Raw genomic sequence first — 20,961 nt, forward strand, 5'->3', positions numbered from 1 at the left:
GTCAGGTCCCCAGAATCAGGCTGGCATTGCTGCCGCCGAAAGCGAACGAATTGCTCATCACGTAACGTCCGGTGGCATCGCCGGCCAGACGGCGCTCGCCGTCGACGAGGTCGAGTGCCGGCAGCGCCGGATCGTGCTCGCCGTCCCAGACGTGCGCCGGCAGCGCGATCCCGCGGGCCAATGTCAGCCAGCCGAATCCCAGCTCGGTCGCGCCTGCCGCGCCGAGCATGTGCCCCGTCAGCGGCTTGGTTCCGCTCGCCGGCACGCCGTGCGGAAACACGCGGGCCATCACGTTCGCTTCCATCTCGTCGTTCAGCCGCGTCGCGGTCGCATGCAGGTTCACGTAGCCGATCGCGGACGCAGCCACACCCGCGTCCGCGAGCGCGGCGCGCAACGCGTCCTCGGCGCCGTGGCCCGCCGGATCCGGCGCCGAGATGTGATGCGCATCGCTCGACTCGCCGACGCCGGCCAGGCGAACCGCCGCTTCGTCGCGGCTCATCACGAACAGCGCGGCGCCTTCGCCGATCGTGATACCGCAGCGGTTCCGGCTCATCGGATTGGTCCGGCCCGGGCTGACCGATTCGAGCGACGCGAAGCCCTGCAGCGTGAGCTCGCACAGCGAATCCGCACCGCCGACGACGACCGCATCGCAGAGCTTCAGCCGCAGCAGGCGGCGCGCGGCCGCGAACGCCTTCGCGCTCGACGTGCAGGCCGTCGACAGCGTATAGGCCGGCCCGCCGACACCGAGTACGGCCCGCACGAACGGCGCGGCCGTGCCGATTTCCATCTGTCGATAGTCGAATCCGGCGGGTGTCGTGCCGGTCGCGGCACGCTCGGCGAGCGCCTGTTCCGCCGCCTGAATGCCGGACGTACTCGTGCCGATCACGACCCCGACCCGGCGCGGACCATGGCGCGCGATCGCCGCGGCGATGGACGATTCGATCTGCGCGAGCGCGGCGAGCAGCAGCCGGTTGTTCCGGCAGTCGAAATGCGCGAGCGCGTCAGGCGGCGCGATGTCGAGCGCGGACCGTACGTGCCCGACCCAGCCGCCGGCGGGAACGTCGGTACGCGGCGTCATGCCCGGTGCGACGCCCGCGCGCAATGCGGCGACGATCTCGTCGGTCGTTGCGCCAAGCGCGTTGATCATGCCGGGCGCGGACAGGTAGACCGGCGTCTGTTTCGAATTCATGCGCGACGCTCCTTGGCGGATGGCGTGGCGAGCGGTGCGAACAGCACCGACAATACGATGCCGATCGCGAGCGTCGTGCCGAAGCTGCGCAGCGCGGGCATCGCGCTCGCGCCGAGCATGCCGAACGACAGCAACGTCGTGGCCGCCGACAGCAGCACGCCGGTCCATACGGCGCCGATCCCGGCCTGGTCGCGCAGGCATCCTTCGCGGAGGAACACGGCGTAATTGGCGCCCACGCCAAGCACCAGCATCAGTGCCAGCCAGTTGAACAGCGTGAGCGGCACCCGCGCATAGCCGAACGCCGCGAGCGTCAACGCGATGGCGAACACGACCGGCAACGTCGTCGCGATGCCGCCGCGCATGCCGTATCGCCACGTCAGCAGCGCGGCGACCACGACCAATGCGCCGATCAACCACAGGCCGCTGTCGACCCGATACGCGCCGAACAGGGTCGACACGCTCGCGGCCTTGTCGACCCACGATACGCCCGGCAGCGTGCGCGCGAGGGCCGCGAACGTCGCCGCGTTCGTCGCATCGACCCGTTCCGGAATCGCGAGTGCCGCATCGACGGGACCGGCGCTACCGTCGACGCGCCCGAGCCACAGATGCCGGAACGGCGCCGACCAGCGTGCCGTCAGCCAGCCGTCGACCGACAGCGTCGCCCGAGCATCGCGGGAAAACGCCTGAATCCATGCGTCGGCGACGTCGTCGCGGAAACCCGCTTTCGCGAGCGTCTCGCGCAGCGCGGCGACATCGGCGAACACGTGCGCGTCGAGCACGGCGCGGTCATGTGCCTGCTGCTTCGCCGACGGCACGAACGTCGCGATCGACTGGATGCGGCCGAGCTGCTGCCGATCGAGCGCTCCGACCAGCGCCTCCGAGCGCTCGAGTACCTGTTCCTGCGACGCACCCTGGATGACGAAGAACTGTGCCGTATTCGCCAGTCCGACCGCCGCCCGGATATTGCCTTCCTGTCGAGCAAGACTCGCATCGCGCTGAACCAGCAGATGAATGTCGTCATCGCTCGTCAAGCGCGCCCAGCCCGGAATCGCGACCAGCGCAACGAGCACCGCGGCGGCCACGGCACGCCGGCCCGCGAGCAGCGACTGCCATCCGCTCAGCAGGCGCGCGGCGCCCGAGAAAACGCGGGACGGCACGCGCCGCGGCGCCTGCGTCAGCATGAGCGGCAAGAAGCCGGTCACGGCGGCGAATGCGCAGAGGATCCCGACGATCGCAAAGCACGCGATCTGCTTGAGCGCCGGGAACGGCACCCACATCAGGATCGCGTAACCGAGCAGGCTCGTCGCCAGCGCCACCGCGAGCGCCGGCCGCACCGCCGCCGCGCCGCGCCGCGCGTCCCACTGCCGCCCCGCGGACAGGTACGCGACGAAATACTGGATCGAATAATCGACGGCCTCGCCGATCAGGCTCACGCCGAACACCAGCGTCAGCAGGTGCAGCTTGCCGAATACGAGCAGCGTCGCCGCCAGCGCGCACACGATGCCGAATGCCGTCGACGCAAACGCGAGCACCAGCAGACGCGGCGAACGGAATACGCTCATCAGCAGCAGCGCGATGCCCGCCAGCGACACGGCGCCGATCACGTGCACGTCGCGCTCCGCGCTGGCGCGTGCGGCTTGCGCATAAAACACCGCGCCGGCCCGGTCGACACGAACGCCGCGAAAGTCCGTCGCCAGCGCTTGCTCCGCATCGGCCGTCGCGATACGCACCGCGTGCTGGACCCTGGATTCATAGGCCGAGCCCGGCAGCGACGTCATCACGAGCACACCCGTTGCCCCGTCGCGATGCGACACCAGCATCCCGTCTTCGAGCGACAGACTCGATGCGGCGAGCGGCAGTTCGCCGAGCCGGTGCTGCAGCCAGCCGAACGGATCGTCGGCCACGGCGGTCTGCAGCCCATCGACCGGCGGCGCATAGAGCCGCCGGGTCAACCGTTCACCGAGCGTGGCGTCGCCTTGTTCGAGCGACCGGCGATCCGCGTCCGTCAGCAGGCCGAAACGGGCCGGCAGGTAGGTGGCCGCGATCTGCGACAGGTCGAACGGCGGCACCTCGACCGTCACCGACCGAAATGCGCCGCTCGCGCCGAGCCGCGCGCCAAACCGCTTCGCGGCGGCTTTCGCGCGGGCGGCGTCCCGGTCAGTCACCAGGTAGACGGTGCGATTGCCGAGCGCATCGCCCAGCATGTCGACCGCGCGTTCGGCAACCGGGTTCGCCTCGGTGGCCGGCAGCAACGCTAGCAGGTTCGTCTGCAGCGGCGCCGGCCCGCTGAAGCGCCACAGGATGTAGGCGACGGCCGCCAGCGTGACGAGCAGCCATGCGGCGCACTGCACGCGCCGCCGGGCCCGTTCGCCCGCCACGCCGATCGCGTCGCGCGCCGGGTCCATCAACGCGCCTCCAGCCACGCGCGCTCGGCAGGCGCAGGCGCGTCGACCGGCGTCGTCCGCCCGAACTCGAGCACGGTCACGTTGCCGTTCGCGAACGTCATGTCGAGCCGGCCGAGATAGGCGCCGCCACGCATGTCGAGCATGCGGATCGCCTGGGCGAGCTGCGGCTGATTCGGCCGCAGGACCATTCGCCAACGCTCCGGCGTGCCGCTCGCGTCGACGTCGAATTGCGCGTACAGCGCGGACAGGTCGCCGCCCAGCATGTCGCGCATCATGCGCGACACCTGTGCGACGCCACGGCCGCCACTACTGGACGCGACGAGGCGCCCGTCCGCGCCCGCCTCGCGCACGCCGCAGTCGGTAATCACATAAGTGGCCTTGTAGGGCGTCTCGATTCGCCAGATGACGCCCGACCGGCGATCGAACAACATCGATCCGGTGCTGACGAGCGGTTGCTTCATCGCCGACAGCGTCTGGGTCTGTCGAAAATCCGCGCGTATCGCGTCGACCCGCGCCAGCCGCATCGCGATGTCGGACACGAGCGCGGCATTCTCCGGCCGGGTCGCGGGGGTCGGCACCGGAGCGGCCATCGCGTCACCGCCGGCGAGCACCGCACAGGCGGCGAACATCGCCACCAGCCGTCTGCGGATCGGATTCAGGCCCATTGCGCACGCACCCGTTCGATCAGGGCCGGCGGCGCCACGAACTGCAGCTCGCGCGTCGTCGCATCGACCGCCAGTTGCACCGTATACCCCTTCGTCAGACGCTCACCGGAGGCCGCATCGACGATTTCGTAACCGATCTTCAGCCGGTTCTCGAATTCGAGCAGCGTCGCACGCACGTCGAGCTGCTGGCTGTAATGGGCCGGGCGAACGTACTTCAGATGTGCCTCCACGACCGGCCACAGGTAGCCTGACGCCAGCATCGCCGGATAGTCGTAGTCGATCATGCGCAGCAACGCCGCGCGGCTGCTTTCGAAGTACTTCAGGTAATGACCGTGCCAGCAGACGTTCATCGCGTCGACATCGTGAAACAGGACCTCGACGCGAGCCGTCGCGGTCAGCGGCGGACGAGATGCGTTCATGCCGCCTCCCCGCGCCGGATGCCGCCGGATGCTTCGCCGATCGGCTCGCATGCCGCAAGACGCGCGGTCAGCGCACGCAGCTCCGCTTCGAGCGGCCGGTCCTCGACCACCAGCGGCGACTGGCGGCCAACGTCGTCGATGAACGCGCGCAGCGCGGGCGAAAGCTGTGTCCCGGGGGCGTCGCGCAGACGCAGCCGGGCGGCCTGCACGGTCGCGAGCACATGCGCGGCGGCAACCTGTTCGGTCAGCGCCAGCACGCGCAGGCAATCACGCGCGGCGATGGTCCCCATGCTGACCTTGTCCTGATTGTGCGACTCGGTCGAACGCGAGAACACGCTGGCCGGCATCGTATGCTTCAGCGCCTCCGCGGTCCACGCGGAAGAAGAAATCTGCACGGCCTTGAACCCGTGGTTGATCGCCACGCGCTCCGGCGCCGCGCCGGTCAGGTTGCGCGGCAGTCCGTTGCTGAACTTGTCGTCGACCAGCAGCGCGAGCTGGCGGTCCATCAGATCGGCGAGGTTCGCCACGGCGGTCTTCAGCGCGTCCATCGCGAACGCGATGTGACCGCCGTAGAAATTGCCACCGTGCAGCACGCATCCTTCGTCCGGATCGATCAGCGGATTGTCGTTCGCACTGTTCAGTTCGTTCTCGATGTCGCGACGCATCCACGACAACGCGTCGCGCGCCACGCCGATCACGTGCGGCGCGCACCGCACCGAATAGCGATCCTGCAGACGGCGTCCGGGCAGTTCATCGCGCCCGGCGAGATCGCCGCGTATCCATGCGGCCGCCTCAGCCTGCCCCGCATGCGGTTTCGCGTCGAACAATCGTGCATCGAAGTGCCCCGCCCGCCCGTCGAGCGCGACGGTCGTCAATGCGGTCAGGCGGGCCGCCATCCGCGTCAGGTGATCGGCACGGGCGAAGGCAAGACAGGCCAGGCCGGTCATGACCGCCGTGCCGTTCATCAAGGCCAGTCCTTCTTTCGGTGCAAGCGACAGCGGCGCGCGACCGATCGCGTCCCACGCGGCGCGCGCGCCCCGTTCGTCGCCATCGAACGATACGGTGCGCTCGCCGACCAGCGCCGCTGCGACATAGGACAGCGGTGTCAGGTCGCCGCTGGCGCCAACCGAGCCTTCCGACGGAATGCGCGGCAGGATCCGGTGATTCACGAGATCGGCCAGCCGTTCGAGCAACATGAACCGCACGCCCGAGTAGCCGAACGCGAGCGAGTTGAGCCGAGCGACGACGATCGAGAGCGTTTGCGTCGCGTCGAACCAGTCGCCCATCCCGCACCCGTGATAGCGCGTCAGTTGCAGCGGCAGCGCTTCGACGAGCGCCGGCGGCACCTCGACCACGCACGCGTCGCCATAGCCGGTCGTTACCCCGTAAAGCGTGCCGCCATTCGCGAGATAGTCGCGCAGCCAGGTTGCGCCGCGCTCGATCCGCGCGCGCCATTCGGGCGCCGCGTTCAGCGCGACCGGCGCACCGTCGCGGGCGACCGCGACGACGTCCTCGATCGTCAGATGCCGGCCGCCGATCACGACGGGCGGCCGGTTCGCGTGCGCGGCGACGGTCGCCGCGGCGTCGTTCATGTCATGCTCGGCCACGCGGACCTCCATCGGGCCGCGCCCAGAAATCGAAGAAGTTGAACCATTGATAGGGAGCCTTGCGGCAATAGTGTTCGAGCCGCGCGGCATAGCGCTGCGCCCATTCGGCAACGTGGCCCGCGCGCTCGCGGCGCGGCAGCTCGATCCGGTCGGCGAACGGTTCGAAATAGAGCCGGTAGCCGCGCCCCTCCTTCAGGCAGAAGAACAGGTAGACCGGGCAACCGAGTGCGTGCGCGAGGATGTACGGGCCCTGCGCGAACGGCGCCGTCGCGTCGAGGAAACAGGCGTCGACCGTCTTGCCGGAATCGCGCGGCGGCACGCGGTCGCCGACGATCACGAGCAACTCGCCCGCGTCGATGCGCGACTGCATCATCATCGCCGTATCCGGCCCGAAGTCCGCCACTTCGACGAGCTGCTTGCCGAATTCCCGATTCGCGCCGGCCAGCACACCGGTAAAACGCTTCGCATGCTCGGTGTAGACGATCGCCGTCACCTTCGTGTGCGCGTCGCGCAGCGCAAGCGCCCGGGTCATCTCCAGGTTGCCCAGGTGCGCGCCGATCACGAGCGCGCCGCGCCCGCTCGCGGCGAGCGTATCGAACGCGGACGAATCGTCGAAGCGCACGTCGAGTTCGTCGAGACGGCCGGACCATGCGACGAACTTGTCGAATCCCGCCTGCGCGAAGGCAAGCATGTGCCGGTACGCACTGCGCCATCCCGGCTTCGGCACGTCCGCCGCTCGCGCGTCGCGCAGCCGCGCGATATAGGCATGCGACGCGGTGCGCGCCGTGCGATTCGTCAGCACGAAGTAACCGACGATCGGATGCAGCCAGAGCGACGTGAAGCCCTTGCCGAACCAGCGGCAACTGAGCGCCAGCAACGCCATGCCGATACGGCTGCCGCGTTCCGGCAGGCGCCACCACGCGCGCGTGCGCGCCGCCGGCGATGCGCCGCGCCGCCCGACGAGCCGACGGGTCAGCAGCATCGGTGCGCGCGCCAGCATCCCCGCGACGAGCCGCGCATGGCTCATGCTGATGCGCACGTTGTCGCGCCAGACGTCGAAATGCGACACGCCGTCGGCCGGGTAGACGACGCGCGTCGGGATCGTCTTGAACGTCAGCCCGCGCCAGTGCAGCCGGACCAGGATTTCGCTGTCGAAAGCCATTCGGGTCGGCATCGATACCGCGTCGATCAGTTCGCAAACGGCAGCGACCGGATAAAGCCGAAACCCGCACATCGCATCGGGGATGTCGAGCGACAGCGTTTCGATCCATACCCACACGTGCGTGAGGTAGCGGCCATACAGGCGGGCCTTCGGCACGCTGTCGTCGAAACGCGGTCGGCCCAGGATCACGGCGTCCGGCGCCGCCTGCGCGGCCGCCACGAACGTCGGCACGTCGGCGGCATCGTGCTGGCCGTCGGCATCGATCTGAATCGCGTGCCGATAGCCGCGGGCGCGCGCGGCGCGCAATCCTTCCATGACCGCCGCGCCCTTTCCGGCGTTGACGGGCAACCGCAGCAGCGTCACCGACGGCGCATAGTGCGCGGCCAGCGCGGCCAGCACCTGTTGCGTCGGTGCATCGCTGCCGTCGTCGACCACCAGGATCGGCAGGCCGTGCACGACGAGGCGCGCCAGCGTGCCGCCGATCGCTTCGCGATGGTTGTAGATCGGAATGACGATGCAGGTGTCGCTCATCACTCCGCCGCGCCGTAGACCAACACGCCCGACGTGCATTCCCGCCCGGCGCAGCGAAACGCGAAGCGCGCACGTCCGCGTACGGGGTCGTGCGCGATACGCAACGCCAGCACCGCACCCGGCGGCACCGGCGCCTTGAATTTCAGGTGTTCGATGGAACGGATGGCGCGCGCGGCCGGTATTTCGCGGCCGGCGAGGCGTGCGGCCCAGTCGATTTGCACGACACCGGGCAGGATCGGCAGCCCCGGAAAATGCCCGTCGAAATGCGCGAGCGCGGCCGGCACGCGCAGCTCGTAATGCAACGCGTCGTCGCTGCGCCACGAAGCGAGCAGTTCGAAACCCTCCGGCGTGGCCGTGAACGCGGCCGCCAGCGCGACGGCCGGCAATTTGCCGCGCGCATCGAACGGCATCGTGTGCGGGAATCGCCAGTAGCGCGGCAAGGCGGCCGCGTCGAAGTACGCACCGAGCGCATGCCGCAAGATCGTGGCAACCGCAAGTCGCCCCTCGCTCGCCAGTGCGTCGCGCCCCGCCGCGGTCAATACCGCGACGACGCCGACGTGCGCACGGGTCGTGCCGTCGACCACCACGGCCGCCGCCTGCTCGACGTAGGCGTGCGCATGTAACCGCGCCTCGAGTTCGGGCAGCGAAACACGCTTGCCGTCGAGCTTGACGACGCGATCGCGCCGCCCCGCGAGTGCGAAGCGACCATACGCGTCGAAGCGCGCGGTGTCGTCGGTGGGGTGCCAGCGGTCGTGACCGAGATGGGCGGAACGCACGCACAGCACGCCGTCGTCATCGCAACGCACGTCGACGCCCGTCAGCGGCTGCCACGCGGACGAGACATCCTGACGCCGCCACGCGATGCCGCCGGTTTCGGTGCTGCCGAAGATCTCCAGCGGCGCGGCGCCGAACGCGTTCGAATAGACGATCGCTGCATCGGCCGACAGCGGGCCGCCCGACGAGAAGAACGCGCATGGCGGCGGCGCCTGCATCGGAAAGCCGGGTAACGCCGGCCAGCGCATCAGTTGCGACGGCGTGGAAACCACGACACCGCCACCGTATTCGGCCAGCCGCTGCTGCAGTTGCAGCGGCTCGAGCACCGGCATTCGGTCGAACGCACGGCCCGCTGCCAGCGGCCACAGAATCCTGAAGAGCAGTCCGTATATGTGGTGATGCGGCACGCTCGACAGCGTCACCGCCGCCCCGATACGGTCGCCCCACTCGCGCTGCAGGGTGCGCACTTCGGCATCGAACTGCGCGAGCGACTTCCGCACCGGTTTCGCGGTGCCGCTGCTGCCCGACGTATAAAGCGTCACCGCGGCGGCAGCGTCGATCGGGCGGGCGGTGATATCCGATTCGCCCGCCGTGTCGCGCTCGCACGCGGCCAGTGCCGGCGCATCCAGCACCAGGTCGTATGCATGAGCCAGATCGCCGAGGTAGCCTGGCGCGTTGCTCGCCGGAATCACGATTTCCCCGTGGGTCGCCGCGACCGCGAAGAATGCGCACGCGAACGCGTACGGATCGTCCGTGCAGATCGCGACCCGACGCGCGCCGCGCGCGTCCACCAGCCGGGCGATGGCGTCCACGCGGGCCCGCAGGTCCCGCAGCGTCAGCAGCGCGGTGCCGTCGCGACAGACCGCCACGCCGCTATCGACTTCAGCACACAGCATCTCGTGCAGTGCGATCATGCGCCCCCCGCCCGTTTCCGCGTCGGTACGACGACGAACCTGCGCCACAGCCACTCGCCCGCAAGCAGCATCCCGATCAGCACGTACGCGATCAGCCCGTTGTAGAGCGCCCATGATTCACGACTCCAGTACAGCGCCGTATAAACCGAAAAACCGCCGTTGACGATGAAGAACGCGCACCACGCCTGGGTGACGCGCCGCGTATACCGGACGATTGCCGGGCCGGGCTCGGGATAGGTCAGTCGTGCGAATTTTTCGATCATTGTCGGACCGTGCCGCAGGGTGGCGCCGAACGCGACCAGCAAACCGGCACTCACGCATGCGGGATAAAGATGAAGAAGTCGCTCGCTATCGGTCACGGCAATCGCGACCGACAACGCGGTCAATGCACCGGCCACGCACCAGTCGAGCGTCGTGAGCCGTTTGAGCGCCTGCGCCAGCGGGCCCTTGCCGATCGTGCGCTGCAGCCACAGCAACGCAACCAGCAGGCAACCGACGTAACGCGGCGACATGCTTTGCCACGCAAACAGGATGACGAGCGGATAGGCCACGACCAGCGCCACCCTGGCAGCGACCGCTGACCAGCGCGGCAGGATCGTGCCTGTAGTCGCCCGCATGCCCGTCACCGCTATCGTCACGCGCGCGCGAGCAGCGCGTGAACGGCGGCAACGACGTCACCGACGGTCCGAACGGACTTGAACTCTTCGGGCTTGATGCGCTTGCCCGTCATTTCCTGAAGCTTGATGGCCAGATCGACTGCGTCGATGCTGTCCAGGTCGAGTTCCTCGAACAGGTGCGTATCGGGCGTCACGCGCTCGGGCTCGATCGCGAAATTCTCATGAAAGATCGCGCGGATGCGCTCCAGGATTTCAGCGTCGGTCACGAGTGGGCCCCTTTTTCCAGCACGGCTTCTTGCGATGCGTGATGAGACTGCTGATCGGCAATGAAGGCCGCCAGCGTGTTGATCGACCGGAAATGCGCTTTCGTGCGCTCGTCGTTCGCCGCGATCGTCAATTGAAACTTCTTGCGCAGCATGATGCCGACTTCCAGTGCATCAACGGAATCGAGCCCGATCCCGTCGGTCGAGAATAGCGGCGCGTCGTCGTCGATTTCGTCGACCGTCATGTCGCTAAGATCGAGCATCTCGATCAGAAGCTGCTTAATTTGCAGTTTTAAAGTATCCATGCTGAAACAGGCGTTGAGTAATGTGTACTTCCACCTCGCGGGCAATGCTGCGAGCGGCAATCGACGGCGGCGCCACGCTCGGCGCCAGCCGGTTCGGATCCATCGGTTCCAGCACGTCGATGCGCATGCGAAACGCACGAGACGGCACGTGATACCAACGAAGCGTCTTGGTAAATACCGGCGGATCGCAATCGATCAGAACCGGCTGGATCCGCGTGCGCGACTGCAGCGCCATATGCGCGAAGCCGCGCGAGAACGCATGCAGGCGATCGCCCCCTGGGCTGCGCGTCCCTTCCGGAAAGATGATCATCGTGTAGCCCGCCGCCAGTTGCCTCGCTCCGGCCTCGACGAGATCAGTGGCATCTGCATTGCTTACGTACTCGGCTGCACGGACGATGCCCCAGAAACACGGGTTGCCCCAGTGACCGCGCTTGACGACGCAGCATGCCTTCGGCGTCAACGACAGCAGCACCATGACGTCGAGCCAGGTCGGGTGATTGGCGACAACGATTGCCGGGCCGCCTTTTGCAAGGCGCTCGACGCCGCTCAGCTCGAGCCTCATCACGCCGATACGCTGCAGTAATGCAACCAGCGCGCGGAAGAAATAATGGATGACAAGTGTCACGCCGCGCTGACGCGAGCGCCGGTGCGGCCATACCCCGCCGACGACGATTGCCAGCAACGAGAACACCGATCCGCACAGCGCAAAAAAAACCAGGCTCGCGCCAGTCGCGAACAGGCGCCAGCCGTAGTCAAGCCGCGCGATCATGCCAGCTCCATCGCCACGATGCGTGCTGACCGCGCCACGACGCCGTCGTGCGCGCCGACAGACAACGCAGCACCGCCGCGCTTTGCGTACCGGCCGCATCGCCGGTCGCCCCCGCCTCACTCGGGCCATCCTCCGCCACTTCACAGACCAGATGACCGGCCGGCTCGCCGGCATCGAGCAGAATCGCCAGCCCCACGCTCTCCGTGTCGTCATCGACGTCGCCGTAGACGGGATCGGCCGGCTCGTGCGCATAGACGAGCAACACCGGCGATGCCGGCGACGTTTCGTATTGGGAATAAGCTTCGAGCAGCGCGTAACCGAGCGTTTCATGCCCGGCCGCGCCCGCGGTCGCGGCGGACCGGTCACGCCGGGCGATTCCGAATATGCCTGTAACGGCATTGAGGACCGAAAGACTGAAGGCCGTCGGCGAGACAGGTTCCGCGGCGCCAATGGCGGCGAGAATGCCGCTGGTACGCACCAGTTCGCCGTGACGCGATGCGAATACCACACGCACCGGATTTTCCGTCCCGACACAGTCGTAGGCGACCTGAAGCGCGAGACGCGACAGCCGGCTCAAGCGACGTCGCACCATCGGATCGAGGGCTTCGACGCCCGGCACCCCCGCGGTCGAAATCGACGTCCATCTGGCGATTGGCATGGTCCAATGCAAATCGGCCATTTTTTTGTTCTCTTTGAGATTACTTCGCTGAGGGTAATTTTTCTATTGTGCTGCTCGCCAGTGCGCTGTCACACCCCGCTTTCGCCGAGCGCGCTGTCGTGTATATCGGCCTCAACGGAGGAGACATCGACTTATGGGCTCCCGAGCCACATATGCCCGATAAGACAAGCAATCACATCAGTGAGCACAATACGATCGCACTGCCAACCAGCTTAACTTATCCGGCGCATTGTTTCGGCGAGACTGTAGCAGGACCGTCGCGCAAAATCAACGCGAGGGCCCGGCGCACATCGGCATTTGATACTGTTTGCAAATTGTAATGAAGCCATCGATCCGGGGTCCTCGGAACGCGCTGAAGTATGGCTCGTCAGCAGTCGAAGAAGGATCAGTGAACGCCCCGCCACGCCGGAGGATCGCGCAATACCCAAACACCGGAAAGGCGACTTCTATTGGGCAACGCAAGTGGCCGGATTTCGATCGTCGTCGAACGCCAAAACCGGTTTGTGATGCCGGTTAAAGTAGCCGGCAAGGATGCCGAAGCCGTGGTCAACACATTGATACGACATGCCAGCGAATTATCGCCGAAACGATATAAGTCGCTGGCCTGGGACCGGGGTATGGAAATGGCGAATCACAAAGGCTTTACGGTCGCAACCGACGTTCGGGTCTCTTTCCGCGATCCGCGGAATCCCGGGCAACGCGACTCGAATGAAAACATGAATGGGCTGCCGAGGCAGTACTTCACGAAGGGTACTGACGTCTCTGCCTATTCCCAAGCCGAGCTCGACACCATGGCAAGAGGGCTCAACCAGCGCCCCTCGAGACGCAGAACCTTGATACTCCGGTTGAGCAGTTCCATCAATTTGGGGCATCGACCGGTTAATTTCGCACCCAACGCTAGCCGTTCCTTTACATGGAGCGGCAATAACCCGTCACACCGCCTCCGACCGTCGAAATGCGCACGGACCCGCGCGGAGCAGGGTTGCAAGGGTCTACGGAGGAGCCGAAAAAGAAAAAGCCCCGCAAGTCCGAGAACTTGCGGGGCTTTGTCACCGCTTTTGGCGGAGACGGAGGGATTCGAACCCTCGATCCAGGTTTTGGCCCAGATGCTCCCTTAGCAGGGGAGTGCCTTCGACCTCTCGGCCACGTCTCCCAAACTTTCGCTCGCACCAGGGAGGCAGTGCGACGAGAACGAAATAATATAGGGTTTCGAACCGCGCGTCAATTTCCGTGAGGCATTTTCTTCAATGCATCACGAAAAATTCACGACGCCTGGTCGAGTTCGAACACCTTGTGCAACGCTCGGACGGCCAGCTCCATGTACTTTTCGTCGATCAGCACCGAAATCTTGATTTCGGACGTCGAGATCATCTGGATGTTGATGCCCTCTTCCGACAGCGTGCGGAACATCTTGCTCGCGACGCCCACGTGCGAACGCATGCCGACGCCGACGACCGACACCTTCGACACCTTCGGGTCGCCCTGCACGCGCTCGGCGCTCACATGGCCCTGCACCTGGTTGGTGAGGATGTCCATCGCCTTCTGGTAGTCGCCGCGACCAACCGTGAACGTGAAGTCGGTTTTGCCTTCGACGCTCTGGTTCTGGATGATCATGTCGACGTCGACGTTCGCATCGGCCACCGGGCCGAGGATCTGATATGCGATGCCCGGCTTGTCGGGCACGCCCATCACCGCAATGCGTGCTTCGTCGCGCTGGAACGCGATGCCGGAAATGACTGCCTTTTCCATGGTCTCGTCTTCTTCAAAAGTAATCAGGGTGCCCGAGCGCATTTCTTCGTCGAGCGCAATCAGCGGATCGGTCAGGCTCGACAGCACACGCGTCTTCACCTGGTATTTGCCGGCGAATTCGACCGAGCGGATCTGCAGGACCTTCGAGCCGAGGCTGGCCATTTCCAGCATCTCCTCGAACGTCACGCGATCGAGGCGGCGCGCCTCTTCGACGACGCGCGGATCGGTCGTGTAGACGCCGTCGACGTCGGTATAGATCAGGCACTCTTCGGCGCCCAGCGCAGCGGCCACCGCCACCGCCGACGTGTCCGAACCGCCGCGGCCCAGCGTCGTGATGTGGCCGTCCGGATCGACACCCTGGAAGCCCGTGATGATCACGACCTTGCGGGCGTTCAGGTCGGCCTTCACGCGCTCGTCGTCGATCGAGTGAATGCGTGCCTTCGTAAACGCGCTGTCCGTCTTGATCGGCACTTGCCAGCCGGCATAGCTCACGGCCTCGACGCCGATTTCCTGCAGCGCGATCGACAGCAGGCCGACGCTGACCTGCTCGCCGGTCGACGCGATCATGTCGAGCTCACGCGGGCTCGGCTGGCTCGAAATCTCTTTCGCAAGACCGAGCAGACGGTTGGTTTCGCCGGACATCGCCGAAGGCACGACCACCATCTGGTGCCCGGCCTGATGCCATTTTGCGACGCGTTTCGCGACGTTCTTGATGCGCTCGACCGAGCCCATCGAAGTGCCGCCGTATTTGTGTACGATGAGTGCCATTGTCGTTCTGAACTGGAGGAGAAGCCGCACGGGCGCGCTGGGCAGGCCGCGTTGCCGTTCGGTCACGCGGCTTGTGGCTGTGGACGGACGACGAGGGGGACGGCTGGGACGCAACACGCAAGCGTGACGGATTTTGCCCGGAAGGCCGATCAGGCCGCGCAAACCGGGTACGTCACGCGGAAAACCTGCACAAAACGCTCAAAAATCGAGCCGAGCAAACGACCGAGCGTACCCGATAGACGCCCACTTGACAAGCCGCGCGCCGTGTCGCCGGCCGTTCCGGCGCTGTTTACCAAATGGTGAAAATGGGCGCGCCATCGCGCAGCCGGCAGCCCGCCGCCGCTATGCGATCAGCAGGTCGGGACGCCATTCGAGCCGGCGCCATGCGGCGGCGCCCAACGTCGCGTCGGCAAGCTCGCCGATGTCGCGATTGACGCCCAGCCGCGGCACGTAGATCAGCCGGTCACCCGCGAACAGCAGCGGCACGTCGCGCTGCCAGGCCGGCACGCCGCGCTCCTGGAACAGATTCTTCAGCGTCCGGCCAGGCCCGCCCGGCGACGTGCGCATCCGTTCGCCGCCGGCCCGCGCGCGCGCCGCCAGCCGCGCACCGCGCAGCAGCCCCTCCGGCACCGCATCGGCGCTGCCCGCATCGGCCGGCGCGAACACGAACGCGCCGCGCCATCCCGGCAGGTGCCACACGTCCTGTCCGTCCCATGCGAGTGCCACCTCCGGTTGCGACGTACCCGTGCCGTCGTCGGGCGGTTCGCTGCTGTCGCCCGCTTCCCAGTAGACGACGTCGCGATAGAGCCGCAGGCACTGCCCCGCGTGATCGACGCGCAGCGCATGCGCGTCGTGGGCCGCGCGCAGTTGCCGCATCATGTTGGCGAGCCGGGCCGCCGACGCGCCCGGCAAACCGAGCCGGCGCATCCAGAAGCGCAGCAGGTTCGCGCCGCGCGTGTCGTCGAAGCCGATCAGCGCGTCGCGCGACAGCGCCTGACCGTCATCGCGCGCGGCGACAGCGAAATCCAGCTCGGCCAGATCGTCGAGCAGCCGCTGAGCGGCCGCCGCATGCTGGGCCGCGCGACCGAGCGCGTCGCGAAAGCCCGGGAAATGCACGGCCAGCGCCGGCAGCACGTCGACGCGCAGCGCATTGCGCGCATAGCGCGTATCACCGTTCGATTCGTCGTCGATCCACGCGAGCGCGTGCTGCTCCGCATAGCGCTCAAGTTGTGCGCGCAACAGTCTCAGCAATGGACGCACGCGCTCGATGCTCACGCCGTCGGGGCGATAACGCGGGGCCATCGCGGCGAGCCCCGCGATTCCCGCCCCGCGCAGCAGTTGCAGCAGCACCGTCTCGGCCTGGTCGTCCGCATGTTGCGCGAGCCACAGCGCCGCCACGCCGTGGCGCTCGCCCATCTCGTCGAGCGCCGCGTAGCGACGCTCGCGCGCCGTCGCCTCGATACCGAGCCCACTGTCGCGCGGCACGTCGACGCGCATCGATTCGAACGCGACACCGAGCCGCGCCGCCTGCCCTTCGGCATGCGCGACCCACGCATCGGCGTTCGCGCTCAGGCCGTGATGCACGTGCAGCGCGACGCAGCGCGATGCGCCCGCGACGCGCACGGCCGCATCGAGCAGCACGGTCGAATCGAGGCCGCCGCTGTACGCGATCGCGATGCGCGCATCCGGCGGCAGGCCGGAAAGCGCAACGCCGACCGCGTCGAGTACGACGCGGTCGGTGGAGAATTCGGTGGGCGGGATCACGAGCGGGACGCGCGCGCAGCGGCGCGCGCATTGAATACACGGCCGGTCATGCGCCCGGTGTGGTTTCCTTGAACTTGCCGTAGGCCATCAGGCGCTCGAAGCGGCGCTCGCGCAGCGCATCGATGCTCATGCCCTGGAACTGGCGCAGCGAATCGGCCAGCGCACGGCGCAGCAGCGCGGCCATGCCCTTCGGATCGCGATGCGCGCCGCCGAGCGGCTCGTTGATGATCTTGTCGATCAGGCCGAGCGCCTTCAGGCGGTGCGCGGTCAGGCCCAGCGCTTCCGCGGCTTCCGGCGCCTTCGCGGCGCTCTTCCACAGGATCGACGCGCAGCCTTCCGGCGAGATCACCGAGTAGGTCGAGAACTGCAGCATCATCACGGTATCGGCCACGGCGATCGCGAGCGCGCCGCCCGAACCGCCCTCGCCGATCACCGTCGTGATGATCGGCGTCTTCAGCTCGGCCATCACGTACAGGTTGCGGCCGATCGCCTCCGACTGGCCGCGCTCTTCCGCGCCGATGCCCGGGTACGCGCCCGGCGTGTCGACGAACGTGAAGATCGGCAGTCCGAACTTCTCGGCCAGACGCATCAGGCGTTCGGCCTTGCGATAGCCTTCCGGACGCGGCATCCCGAAGTTGCGCGCGGCGCGCTCCTTCGTGTCGCGACCCTTCTGGTGACCGATCACCATGCACGGATGGCCGCCGAAGCGCGCGAGACCGCCGACGATCGACAGGTCGTCCGCGAACGCGCGATCGCCATGCAGCTCGTGAAAATCGGTAAACAGTTCCGCGACGTAATCGAGCGTGTACGGCCGCTGCGGATGCCGCGCGATCTGCGAAACCTGCCACGGCGACAGGTTCGCGTAGAGGTCTTTCGTCAGTTGCTGGCTTTTCTTCGACAGCCGCTCGATTTCTTCCGAAATATCGACAGCCGAGTCGTCCTGCACGAACCGCAGCTCTTCGATCTTGGCCTCGAGTTCGGCGATCGGCTGTTCGAAATCCAGAAATGTGGTCTTCATGTGTTCGAATCCTTGGGTCTTGCGGCAGCGCGTATTCTACCCGCGCGGGCGATGCTCAAAACCGGCTCTCAACTATTGATGTTTAAAACCCGATAGCCGGCGCTCAGGCGTCGGCGTCGGGCGCATCGAGGCTGCGCCACATGTACCAGGTCGCGACGGTGCGCCACGGCTCCCAGTTGGCCGCAACCTCGCGCGCCTCGCTGCGCGTGACGGGTTCTCCGCTGAAGTAATTGACGCTGATCGCGCGGATCAGGCCCGGGTCGTCGAGCGGCAGCACGTCCGGCCGCGACAGGTTGAAGATCAGGAACATCTCGGCCGTCCAGCGGCTGATGCCGCGGATCTGCGTGAGTTCCGCGATCACGTCCTCGTCGTCCATCGACATCCATTTGTCGACGTGCAGCGCCCCCGACACGAAATGCTGCGCGAGATCGAGGATGTATTCCGTCTTGCGCTTGGACAACCCGCACGCGATCAGCTTGTCCGCGCCGAGCCGGATCACCGGTTGCGGCGCGAGCTTCGGACAGGCGTCCTCGATGCACGCCCACAGCGACTGGGCGGACGGCACCGAAATCTGCTGGCCGACGACCGAGCGCGCGAGCGTGACGAACGGGTCGCCGCGCTTCACGAGATGCGCGGGACCGAACTTCGGAATCAGTTTCTTCAGGATCCGGTCGCGCTTGACGAGGTCCGCGCACGCCTTGTCCCAATAGGCGGGGCGCACGACGACCTCCTCGCCGTCCGCTTCGGACGCACGGGTCTTGCGGGCCGCGTCGGCGGCCGGCAGCGCGGCGGCCGGCTGCGCATGACCGTTCAGCGCGCCGTTCGGCACGGCGCGTGTCGCGTCCGCCTTCGTCGCCGGGACGCGCTTGGCTGCCGGACGCGCGGCGACCGGAGTCGCGCGCCTGACCGGCGCTTTTCTGGCCGTTGCCATCTTGCCTCCTACCTGACGGATCGGTCAGTGGAACGCACCGCGCTCATACGCGACGCCATTCGGTCGATCCGCCCGGTTTGTCTTCAAGTGCGATACCGGCTTCGAGCAATTCCGCCCGGATCCGGTCCGCTTCGGCATAGTCCTTCGCTTGCTTCGCCGCGACGCGCGCGGCGATCTTCGCTTCGATCTCGTCGGCCGCGAGCCCGCCCGCCTGCGCGGCGCCGGACGCCTGCTGCAGGAACGCGCGCGGTTCGCGGCCCAGCAGGCCGAGCAGGCCCGCCAGCTGTTTCAGTTGCCGCGCGAGCGACGCATCGCGCGTGCGGTTGACTTCGCCCGCCAGCTCGAACAGCGTCGCCACCGCGACCGGCGTGTTGAAATCGTCGTTCATCGCGGCCGCGAAACGCTGTGCGTGCGGCTCGTTCCAGTCGAGCGGGAGCGTGTCGGGCTCGACATCCTTCAGCGCGGTGTACAGACGCGTGAGCGACGCGCGTGCATCGTCGAGATGCACGTCGCTGTAATTGAGCGGCGAACGGTAGTGCGTGCGCACGATGAAGAAGCGCATGACTTCCGCGTCGTAACGCTCGAGCACCTCGCGGATCGTGAAGAAGTTGCCGAGCGATTTCGACATCTTCTCGTTGTCGACCTGCACGAAGCCGTTGTGCATCCAGTAATTGACGAACGTCTCGCCGGTCGCGCCTTCGCTCTGCGCGATCTCGTTCTCGTGGTGCGGGAATTGCAGATCCTGCCCGCCGCCGTGGATGTCGAAATGATTGCCGAGCAGCGAGCAGCCCATCGCCGAGCACTCGATGTGCCAGCCCGGACGCCCCATCCCGTACTTCGACGCCCACGACGCGCCGTCCGGCTCGTCCGCCTTCGCGCGCTTCCACAGCACGAAGTCGAGCGGATCCTGCTTCGCGTCGTTCGCGGCGACGCGTTCGCCCGCGCGGAGATCGTCCAGCGACTTGCCCGACAGCTTCCCGTAGTTCGCGAACTTGCGCACCGAGTAATTGACGTCGCCGTCGGTCGCCTGGTACGCGTAGCCGTTCGCCTCGAGCGTCTCGATCATGCCGAGCATCTGCGGGATAAACTGCGTCGCGCGCGGCTCGATGTCGGGCCGCTGGATGCCGAGCGCGGCTTCATCCTCGTGCATCGCGCCGATGAAGCGGTCGGTCAGCGACTTGATCGTCTCGCCGTTCTCGACCGCGCGGCGGATGATCTTGTCCTCGATGTCGGTGATGTTGCGCACGTACGTGACCCGATAGCCGATCGCACGCAGCCAGCGCTGGACGAGGTCGAACACGACCAGCATGCGCGCATGGCCCACGTGACAATAGTCGTAGACGGTGATCCCGCATACGTACATCCGCACTTCGCCGGGCTGGCGCGGCACGAAAACTTGCTTGTCACGCGCGAGCGTGTTGTAGATGCGCAGTGATTCCATAGAGATGAACCGTGAGCCGAAGGAAACCGCCCTGGCGAAGCTCGCCCAGCATGTGAAACGGACGGACCATCTGCCGCGGCGCCAGGCCGCGCGTCCTCGATATCACATGGGGCGGTCAGGCTGCAAGCACAGCGGTGACGGCCACGAGAGGCTAAGAAAGACTGTCTGCCGCTCGCCGGAACGCGCAGACGTTTTGTTAGAATGGGTCGGAGTATAACATTCCGATTTACGCCTATGAAACCTCATCGCGGCCGCGCGCCGAGCGCTGCGACCCTCGTTGCGACCACCGTCATGGGCGTCGCGCTGACGCTTTTCGCAGCGCCCGCGGCGCATGCGCAAAAGGCCCCGGCGGTCGCCGACGGCACCCCGGAAGTCGACGCATCGATCGCCGGCAAGCAGTGGAAGCAGGCGCTCGCGCAGCTCGACGCGCGCATCGCGTCGAACCCGCGCGACGTGCAGGCGCAGTTCAAGCGCGGCACCGTGCTGGCCCGCCTGAACCGCGACGACGACGCGATCCAGCAGTTCGTCGCGATCACGCAGGCGTACCCCGAACTGCCCGAGCCGTACAACAATCTCGCGGCGCTCTACGCGAAGCACGGCCGCTATGACGAAGCGCGCACCGCGCTCGTCACCGCGACGCAATCGAACCCGAGCTACTCGCTCGCGTACGAGAACCTCGGCGATCTGTACCTGCGCCTCGCGGCCGAATCGTACAAGCGCGCGCAATCGCTCGGCCGCACGAGCGGCGCGACCGCGCAGCGCCTCGCCGATCTGCAGAAAATCGTGTCGCCGTCGAAAGCCGCGCCAAACGCCCGCACGACGACGCCGGCCACGCGCGACTACACCGACCGCGCCGCCGCGAACGTGAGCACCACCACGCTGCCGATGTCGCCGACGTTCCAGTTCAGCGGTCCGTCGGGCGCACTGGCGGCACCGTACGTCGCGCCGTCGAAATAATCGGCGCGGCCCTCCTTCCCTCCCAACCTGAGGA

The 20,961-nt window shown here is 66.9% G+C and carries 18 protein-coding genes, 1 tRNA gene and 2 pseudogenes; 3 read left to right on the top strand and 18 right to left on the bottom strand.

All coding sequences use genetic code 11. The annotated features are described in order from the left end of the window. Position 1: 1 nt before the first annotated feature. The 12 genes from JYG37_RS12610 to JYG37_RS12665 are packed head-to-tail and all read right to left on the bottom strand — an operon-like array spanning position 2 to position 12,299. Positions 2 to 1,189: a beta-ketoacyl-[acyl-carrier-protein] synthase family protein gene (locus JYG37_RS12610; RefSeq protein WP_050012958.1), complete on the bottom strand. Its 1,188-nt coding sequence runs from the start codon at positions 1,187 to 1,189 to the stop codon at positions 2 to 4. Beyond that, positions 1,186 to 3,594: an MMPL family transporter gene (locus tag JYG37_RS12615; protein WP_213345446.1), complete on the bottom strand. Its 2,409-nt coding sequence runs from the start codon at positions 3,592 to 3,594 to the stop codon at positions 1,186 to 1,188. The genes JYG37_RS12610 and JYG37_RS12615 overlap by 4 nt, the downstream gene beginning before the upstream one ends. Then, positions 3,594 to 4,259 carry a LolA family protein gene (locus JYG37_RS12620; protein ID WP_124638598.1) on the bottom strand — a complete coding sequence of 222 codons (666 nt, stop codon included), beginning with the start codon at positions 4,257 to 4,259 and terminating at the stop codon, positions 3,594 to 3,596. The genes JYG37_RS12615 and JYG37_RS12620 overlap by 1 nt, the downstream gene beginning before the upstream one ends. Then, positions 4,250 to 4,678 (bottom strand): acyl-CoA thioesterase, encoded by a 429-nt coding sequence (locus JYG37_RS12625; RefSeq protein ID WP_050012961.1) that lies wholly within the window; start codon positions 4,676 to 4,678, stop codon positions 4,250 to 4,252. The genes JYG37_RS12620 and JYG37_RS12625 overlap by 10 nt, the downstream gene beginning before the upstream one ends. Further along, complete coding sequence (locus JYG37_RS12630; RefSeq protein WP_213345447.1) at positions 4,675 to 6,285, bottom strand: HAL/PAL/TAL family ammonia-lyase; 1,611 nt, start codon at positions 6,283 to 6,285, stop codon at positions 4,675 to 4,677. Before JYG37_RS12630 ends, JYG37_RS12625 begins: the two co-directional genes overlap by 4 nt. Further along, positions 6,272 to 7,978 carry a glycosyltransferase family 2 protein gene (locus tag JYG37_RS12635; protein ID WP_050012963.1) on the bottom strand — a complete coding sequence of 569 codons (1,707 nt, stop codon included), beginning with the start codon at positions 7,976 to 7,978 and terminating at the stop codon, positions 6,272 to 6,274. Before JYG37_RS12635 ends, JYG37_RS12630 begins: the two co-directional genes overlap by 14 nt. Continuing rightward, positions 7,978 to 9,666: an ApeI family dehydratase gene (locus tag JYG37_RS12640; RefSeq protein WP_124556732.1), complete on the bottom strand. Its 1,689-nt coding sequence runs from the start codon at positions 9,664 to 9,666 to the stop codon at positions 7,978 to 7,980. The genes JYG37_RS12635 and JYG37_RS12640 overlap by 1 nt, the downstream gene beginning before the upstream one ends. Then, on the bottom strand, positions 9,663 to 10,283 hold the full coding sequence (locus JYG37_RS12645; protein WP_185731881.1) for a COG4648 family protein: 621 nt from the start codon (positions 10,281 to 10,283) through the stop codon (positions 9,663 to 9,665). Before JYG37_RS12645 ends, JYG37_RS12640 begins: the two co-directional genes overlap by 4 nt. Positions 10,284 to 10,300: 17 nt before the next feature. Next, positions 10,301 to 10,549, bottom strand: a complete 249-nt coding sequence (locus tag JYG37_RS12650) for an acyl carrier protein (protein WP_050012965.1) — start codon at positions 10,547 to 10,549, stop codon at positions 10,301 to 10,303. Further along, positions 10,546 to 10,851, bottom strand: coding sequence for a phosphopantetheine-binding protein (locus JYG37_RS12655; protein WP_050012966.1), 306 nt, complete (start codon positions 10,849 to 10,851; stop codon positions 10,546 to 10,548). Before JYG37_RS12655 ends, JYG37_RS12650 begins: the two co-directional genes overlap by 4 nt. After that, positions 10,826 to 11,620 (bottom strand): lysophospholipid acyltransferase family protein, encoded by a 795-nt coding sequence (locus JYG37_RS12660; protein WP_050012967.1) that lies wholly within the window; start codon positions 11,618 to 11,620, stop codon positions 10,826 to 10,828. Before JYG37_RS12660 ends, JYG37_RS12655 begins: the two co-directional genes overlap by 26 nt. Beyond that, entirely contained in the window at positions 11,604 to 12,299 is a 696-nt protein-coding gene (locus tag JYG37_RS12665) for a beta-ketoacyl synthase chain length factor (RefSeq protein WP_213345448.1), read from the bottom strand. Before JYG37_RS12665 ends, JYG37_RS12660 begins: the two co-directional genes overlap by 17 nt. 384 nt (positions 12,300 to 12,683) lie before the next feature. Here JYG37_RS12665 and JYG37_RS35115 point away from each other — a divergent pair. Beyond that, positions 12,684 to 13,182, top strand: a pseudogene (locus JYG37_RS35115) (IS30 family transposase); the annotation flags it as partial. Between the two features lie 176 nt (positions 13,183 to 13,358). Here JYG37_RS35115 and JYG37_RS12675 read toward each other — a convergent pair. Continuing rightward, positions 13,359 to 13,452: transfer RNA gene (locus tag JYG37_RS12675), tRNA-Ser, on the bottom strand. A gap of 110 nt (positions 13,453 to 13,562) precedes the next feature. Continuing rightward, entirely contained in the window at positions 13,563 to 14,816 is a 1,254-nt protein-coding gene (locus JYG37_RS12680; protein WP_050012969.1) for an aspartate kinase, read from the bottom strand. On the opposite strand from JYG37_RS12680, the pseudogene JYG37_RS35120 reads away from it, so the two are divergent. Continuing rightward, positions 14,799 to 15,036: pseudogene (locus JYG37_RS35120) on the top strand (hypothetical protein); the annotation flags it as partial. The gene JYG37_RS12680 and the pseudogene JYG37_RS35120 overlap by 18 nt on opposite strands. Before the next feature lie 122 nt (positions 15,037 to 15,158). On the opposite strand, the gene tilS reads toward JYG37_RS35120, so the two are convergent. From tilS to cysS, 4 genes are all read right to left on the bottom strand, one after another. Continuing rightward, a complete protein-coding gene (tilS, locus tag JYG37_RS12685; protein ID WP_213345449.1) occupies positions 15,159 to 16,580 on the bottom strand; it encodes a tRNA lysidine(34) synthetase TilS in 1,422 nt (473 codons plus the stop codon). Between the two features lie 46 nt (positions 16,581 to 16,626). After that, positions 16,627 to 17,598 carry an acetyl-CoA carboxylase carboxyltransferase subunit alpha gene (locus JYG37_RS12690; protein WP_006478433.1) on the bottom strand — a complete coding sequence of 324 codons (972 nt, stop codon included), beginning with the start codon at positions 17,596 to 17,598 and terminating at the stop codon, positions 16,627 to 16,629. 103 nt (positions 17,599 to 17,701) lie between these two features. After that, positions 17,702 to 18,529: a DNA-3-methyladenine glycosylase family protein gene (locus JYG37_RS12695; RefSeq protein WP_124556731.1), complete on the bottom strand. Its 828-nt coding sequence runs from the start codon at positions 18,527 to 18,529 to the stop codon at positions 17,702 to 17,704. A gap of 43 nt (positions 18,530 to 18,572) precedes the next feature. Beyond that, positions 18,573 to 19,970, bottom strand: coding sequence for a cysteine--tRNA ligase (gene cysS / locus JYG37_RS12700; RefSeq protein ID WP_124651481.1), 1,398 nt, complete (start codon positions 19,968 to 19,970; stop codon positions 18,573 to 18,575). A 234-nt stretch (positions 19,971 to 20,204) separates the two neighbouring features. On the opposite strand from cysS, the gene JYG37_RS12705 reads away from it, so the two are divergent. Further along, a complete protein-coding gene (locus JYG37_RS12705) occupies positions 20,205 to 20,927 on the top strand; it encodes a tetratricopeptide repeat protein (RefSeq protein ID WP_060733325.1) in 723 nt (240 codons plus the stop codon). Positions 20,928 to 20,961 lie beyond the last annotated feature (34 nt).

Origin of the sequence: Burkholderia sp. LAS2, from assembly GCF_018417615.1 — a bacterium.
In the GTDB taxonomy this organism is placed as follows: Bacteria; Pseudomonadota; Gammaproteobacteria; order Burkholderiales; family Burkholderiaceae; genus Burkholderia; species Burkholderia sola.

Coding starts and splice junctions, on each gene's coding strand:
- JYG37_RS12610 (WP_050012958.1), bottom strand. CDS start 1,189: ATGAATTCGAAACAGACGCCGGTCTACCTGTCCGCGCCCGGCATGATC.
- JYG37_RS12615 (WP_213345446.1), bottom strand. CDS start 3,594: ATGGACCCGGCGCGCGACGCGATCGGCGTGGCGGGCGAACGGGCCCGG.
- JYG37_RS12620 (WP_124638598.1), bottom strand. CDS start 4,259: ATGGGCCTGAATCCGATCCGCAGACGGCTGGTGGCGATGTTCGCCGCC.
- JYG37_RS12625 (WP_050012961.1), bottom strand. CDS start 4,678: ATGAACGCATCTCGTCCGCCGCTGACCGCGACGGCTCGCGTCGAGGTC.
- JYG37_RS12635 (WP_050012963.1), bottom strand. CDS start 7,978: ATGAGCGACACCTGCATCGTCATTCCGATCTACAACCATCGCGAAGCG.
- JYG37_RS12640 (WP_124556732.1), bottom strand. CDS start 9,666: ATGATCGCACTGCACGAGATGCTGTGTGCTGAAGTCGATAGCGGCGTG.
- JYG37_RS12645 (WP_185731881.1), bottom strand. CDS start 10,283: ATGCGGGCGACTACAGGCACGATCCTGCCGCGCTGGTCAGCGGTCGCT.
- JYG37_RS12655 (WP_050012966.1), bottom strand. CDS start 10,851: ATGGATACTTTAAAACTGCAAATTAAGCAGCTTCTGATCGAGATGCTC.
- JYG37_RS12660 (WP_050012967.1), bottom strand. CDS start 11,620: ATGATCGCGCGGCTTGACTACGGCTGGCGCCTGTTCGCGACTGGCGCG.
- JYG37_RS12665 (WP_213345448.1), bottom strand. CDS start 12,299: ATGGCCGATTTGCATTGGACCATGCCAATCGCCAGATGGACGTCGATT.
- JYG37_RS12680 (WP_050012969.1), bottom strand. CDS start 14,816: ATGGCACTCATCGTACACAAATACGGCGGCACTTCGATGGGCTCGGTC.
- JYG37_RS12690 (WP_006478433.1), bottom strand. CDS start 17,598: ATGAAGACCACATTTCTGGATTTCGAACAGCCGATCGCCGAACTCGAG.
- JYG37_RS12695 (WP_124556731.1), bottom strand. CDS start 18,529: ATGGCAACGGCCAGAAAAGCGCCGGTCAGGCGCGCGACTCCGGTCGCC.
- cysS (WP_124651481.1), bottom strand. CDS start 19,970: ATGGAATCACTGCGCATCTACAACACGCTCGCGCGTGACAAGCAAGTT.
- JYG37_RS12705 (WP_060733325.1), top strand. CDS start 20,205: ATGAAACCTCATCGCGGCCGCGCGCCGAGCGCTGCGACCCTCGTTGCG.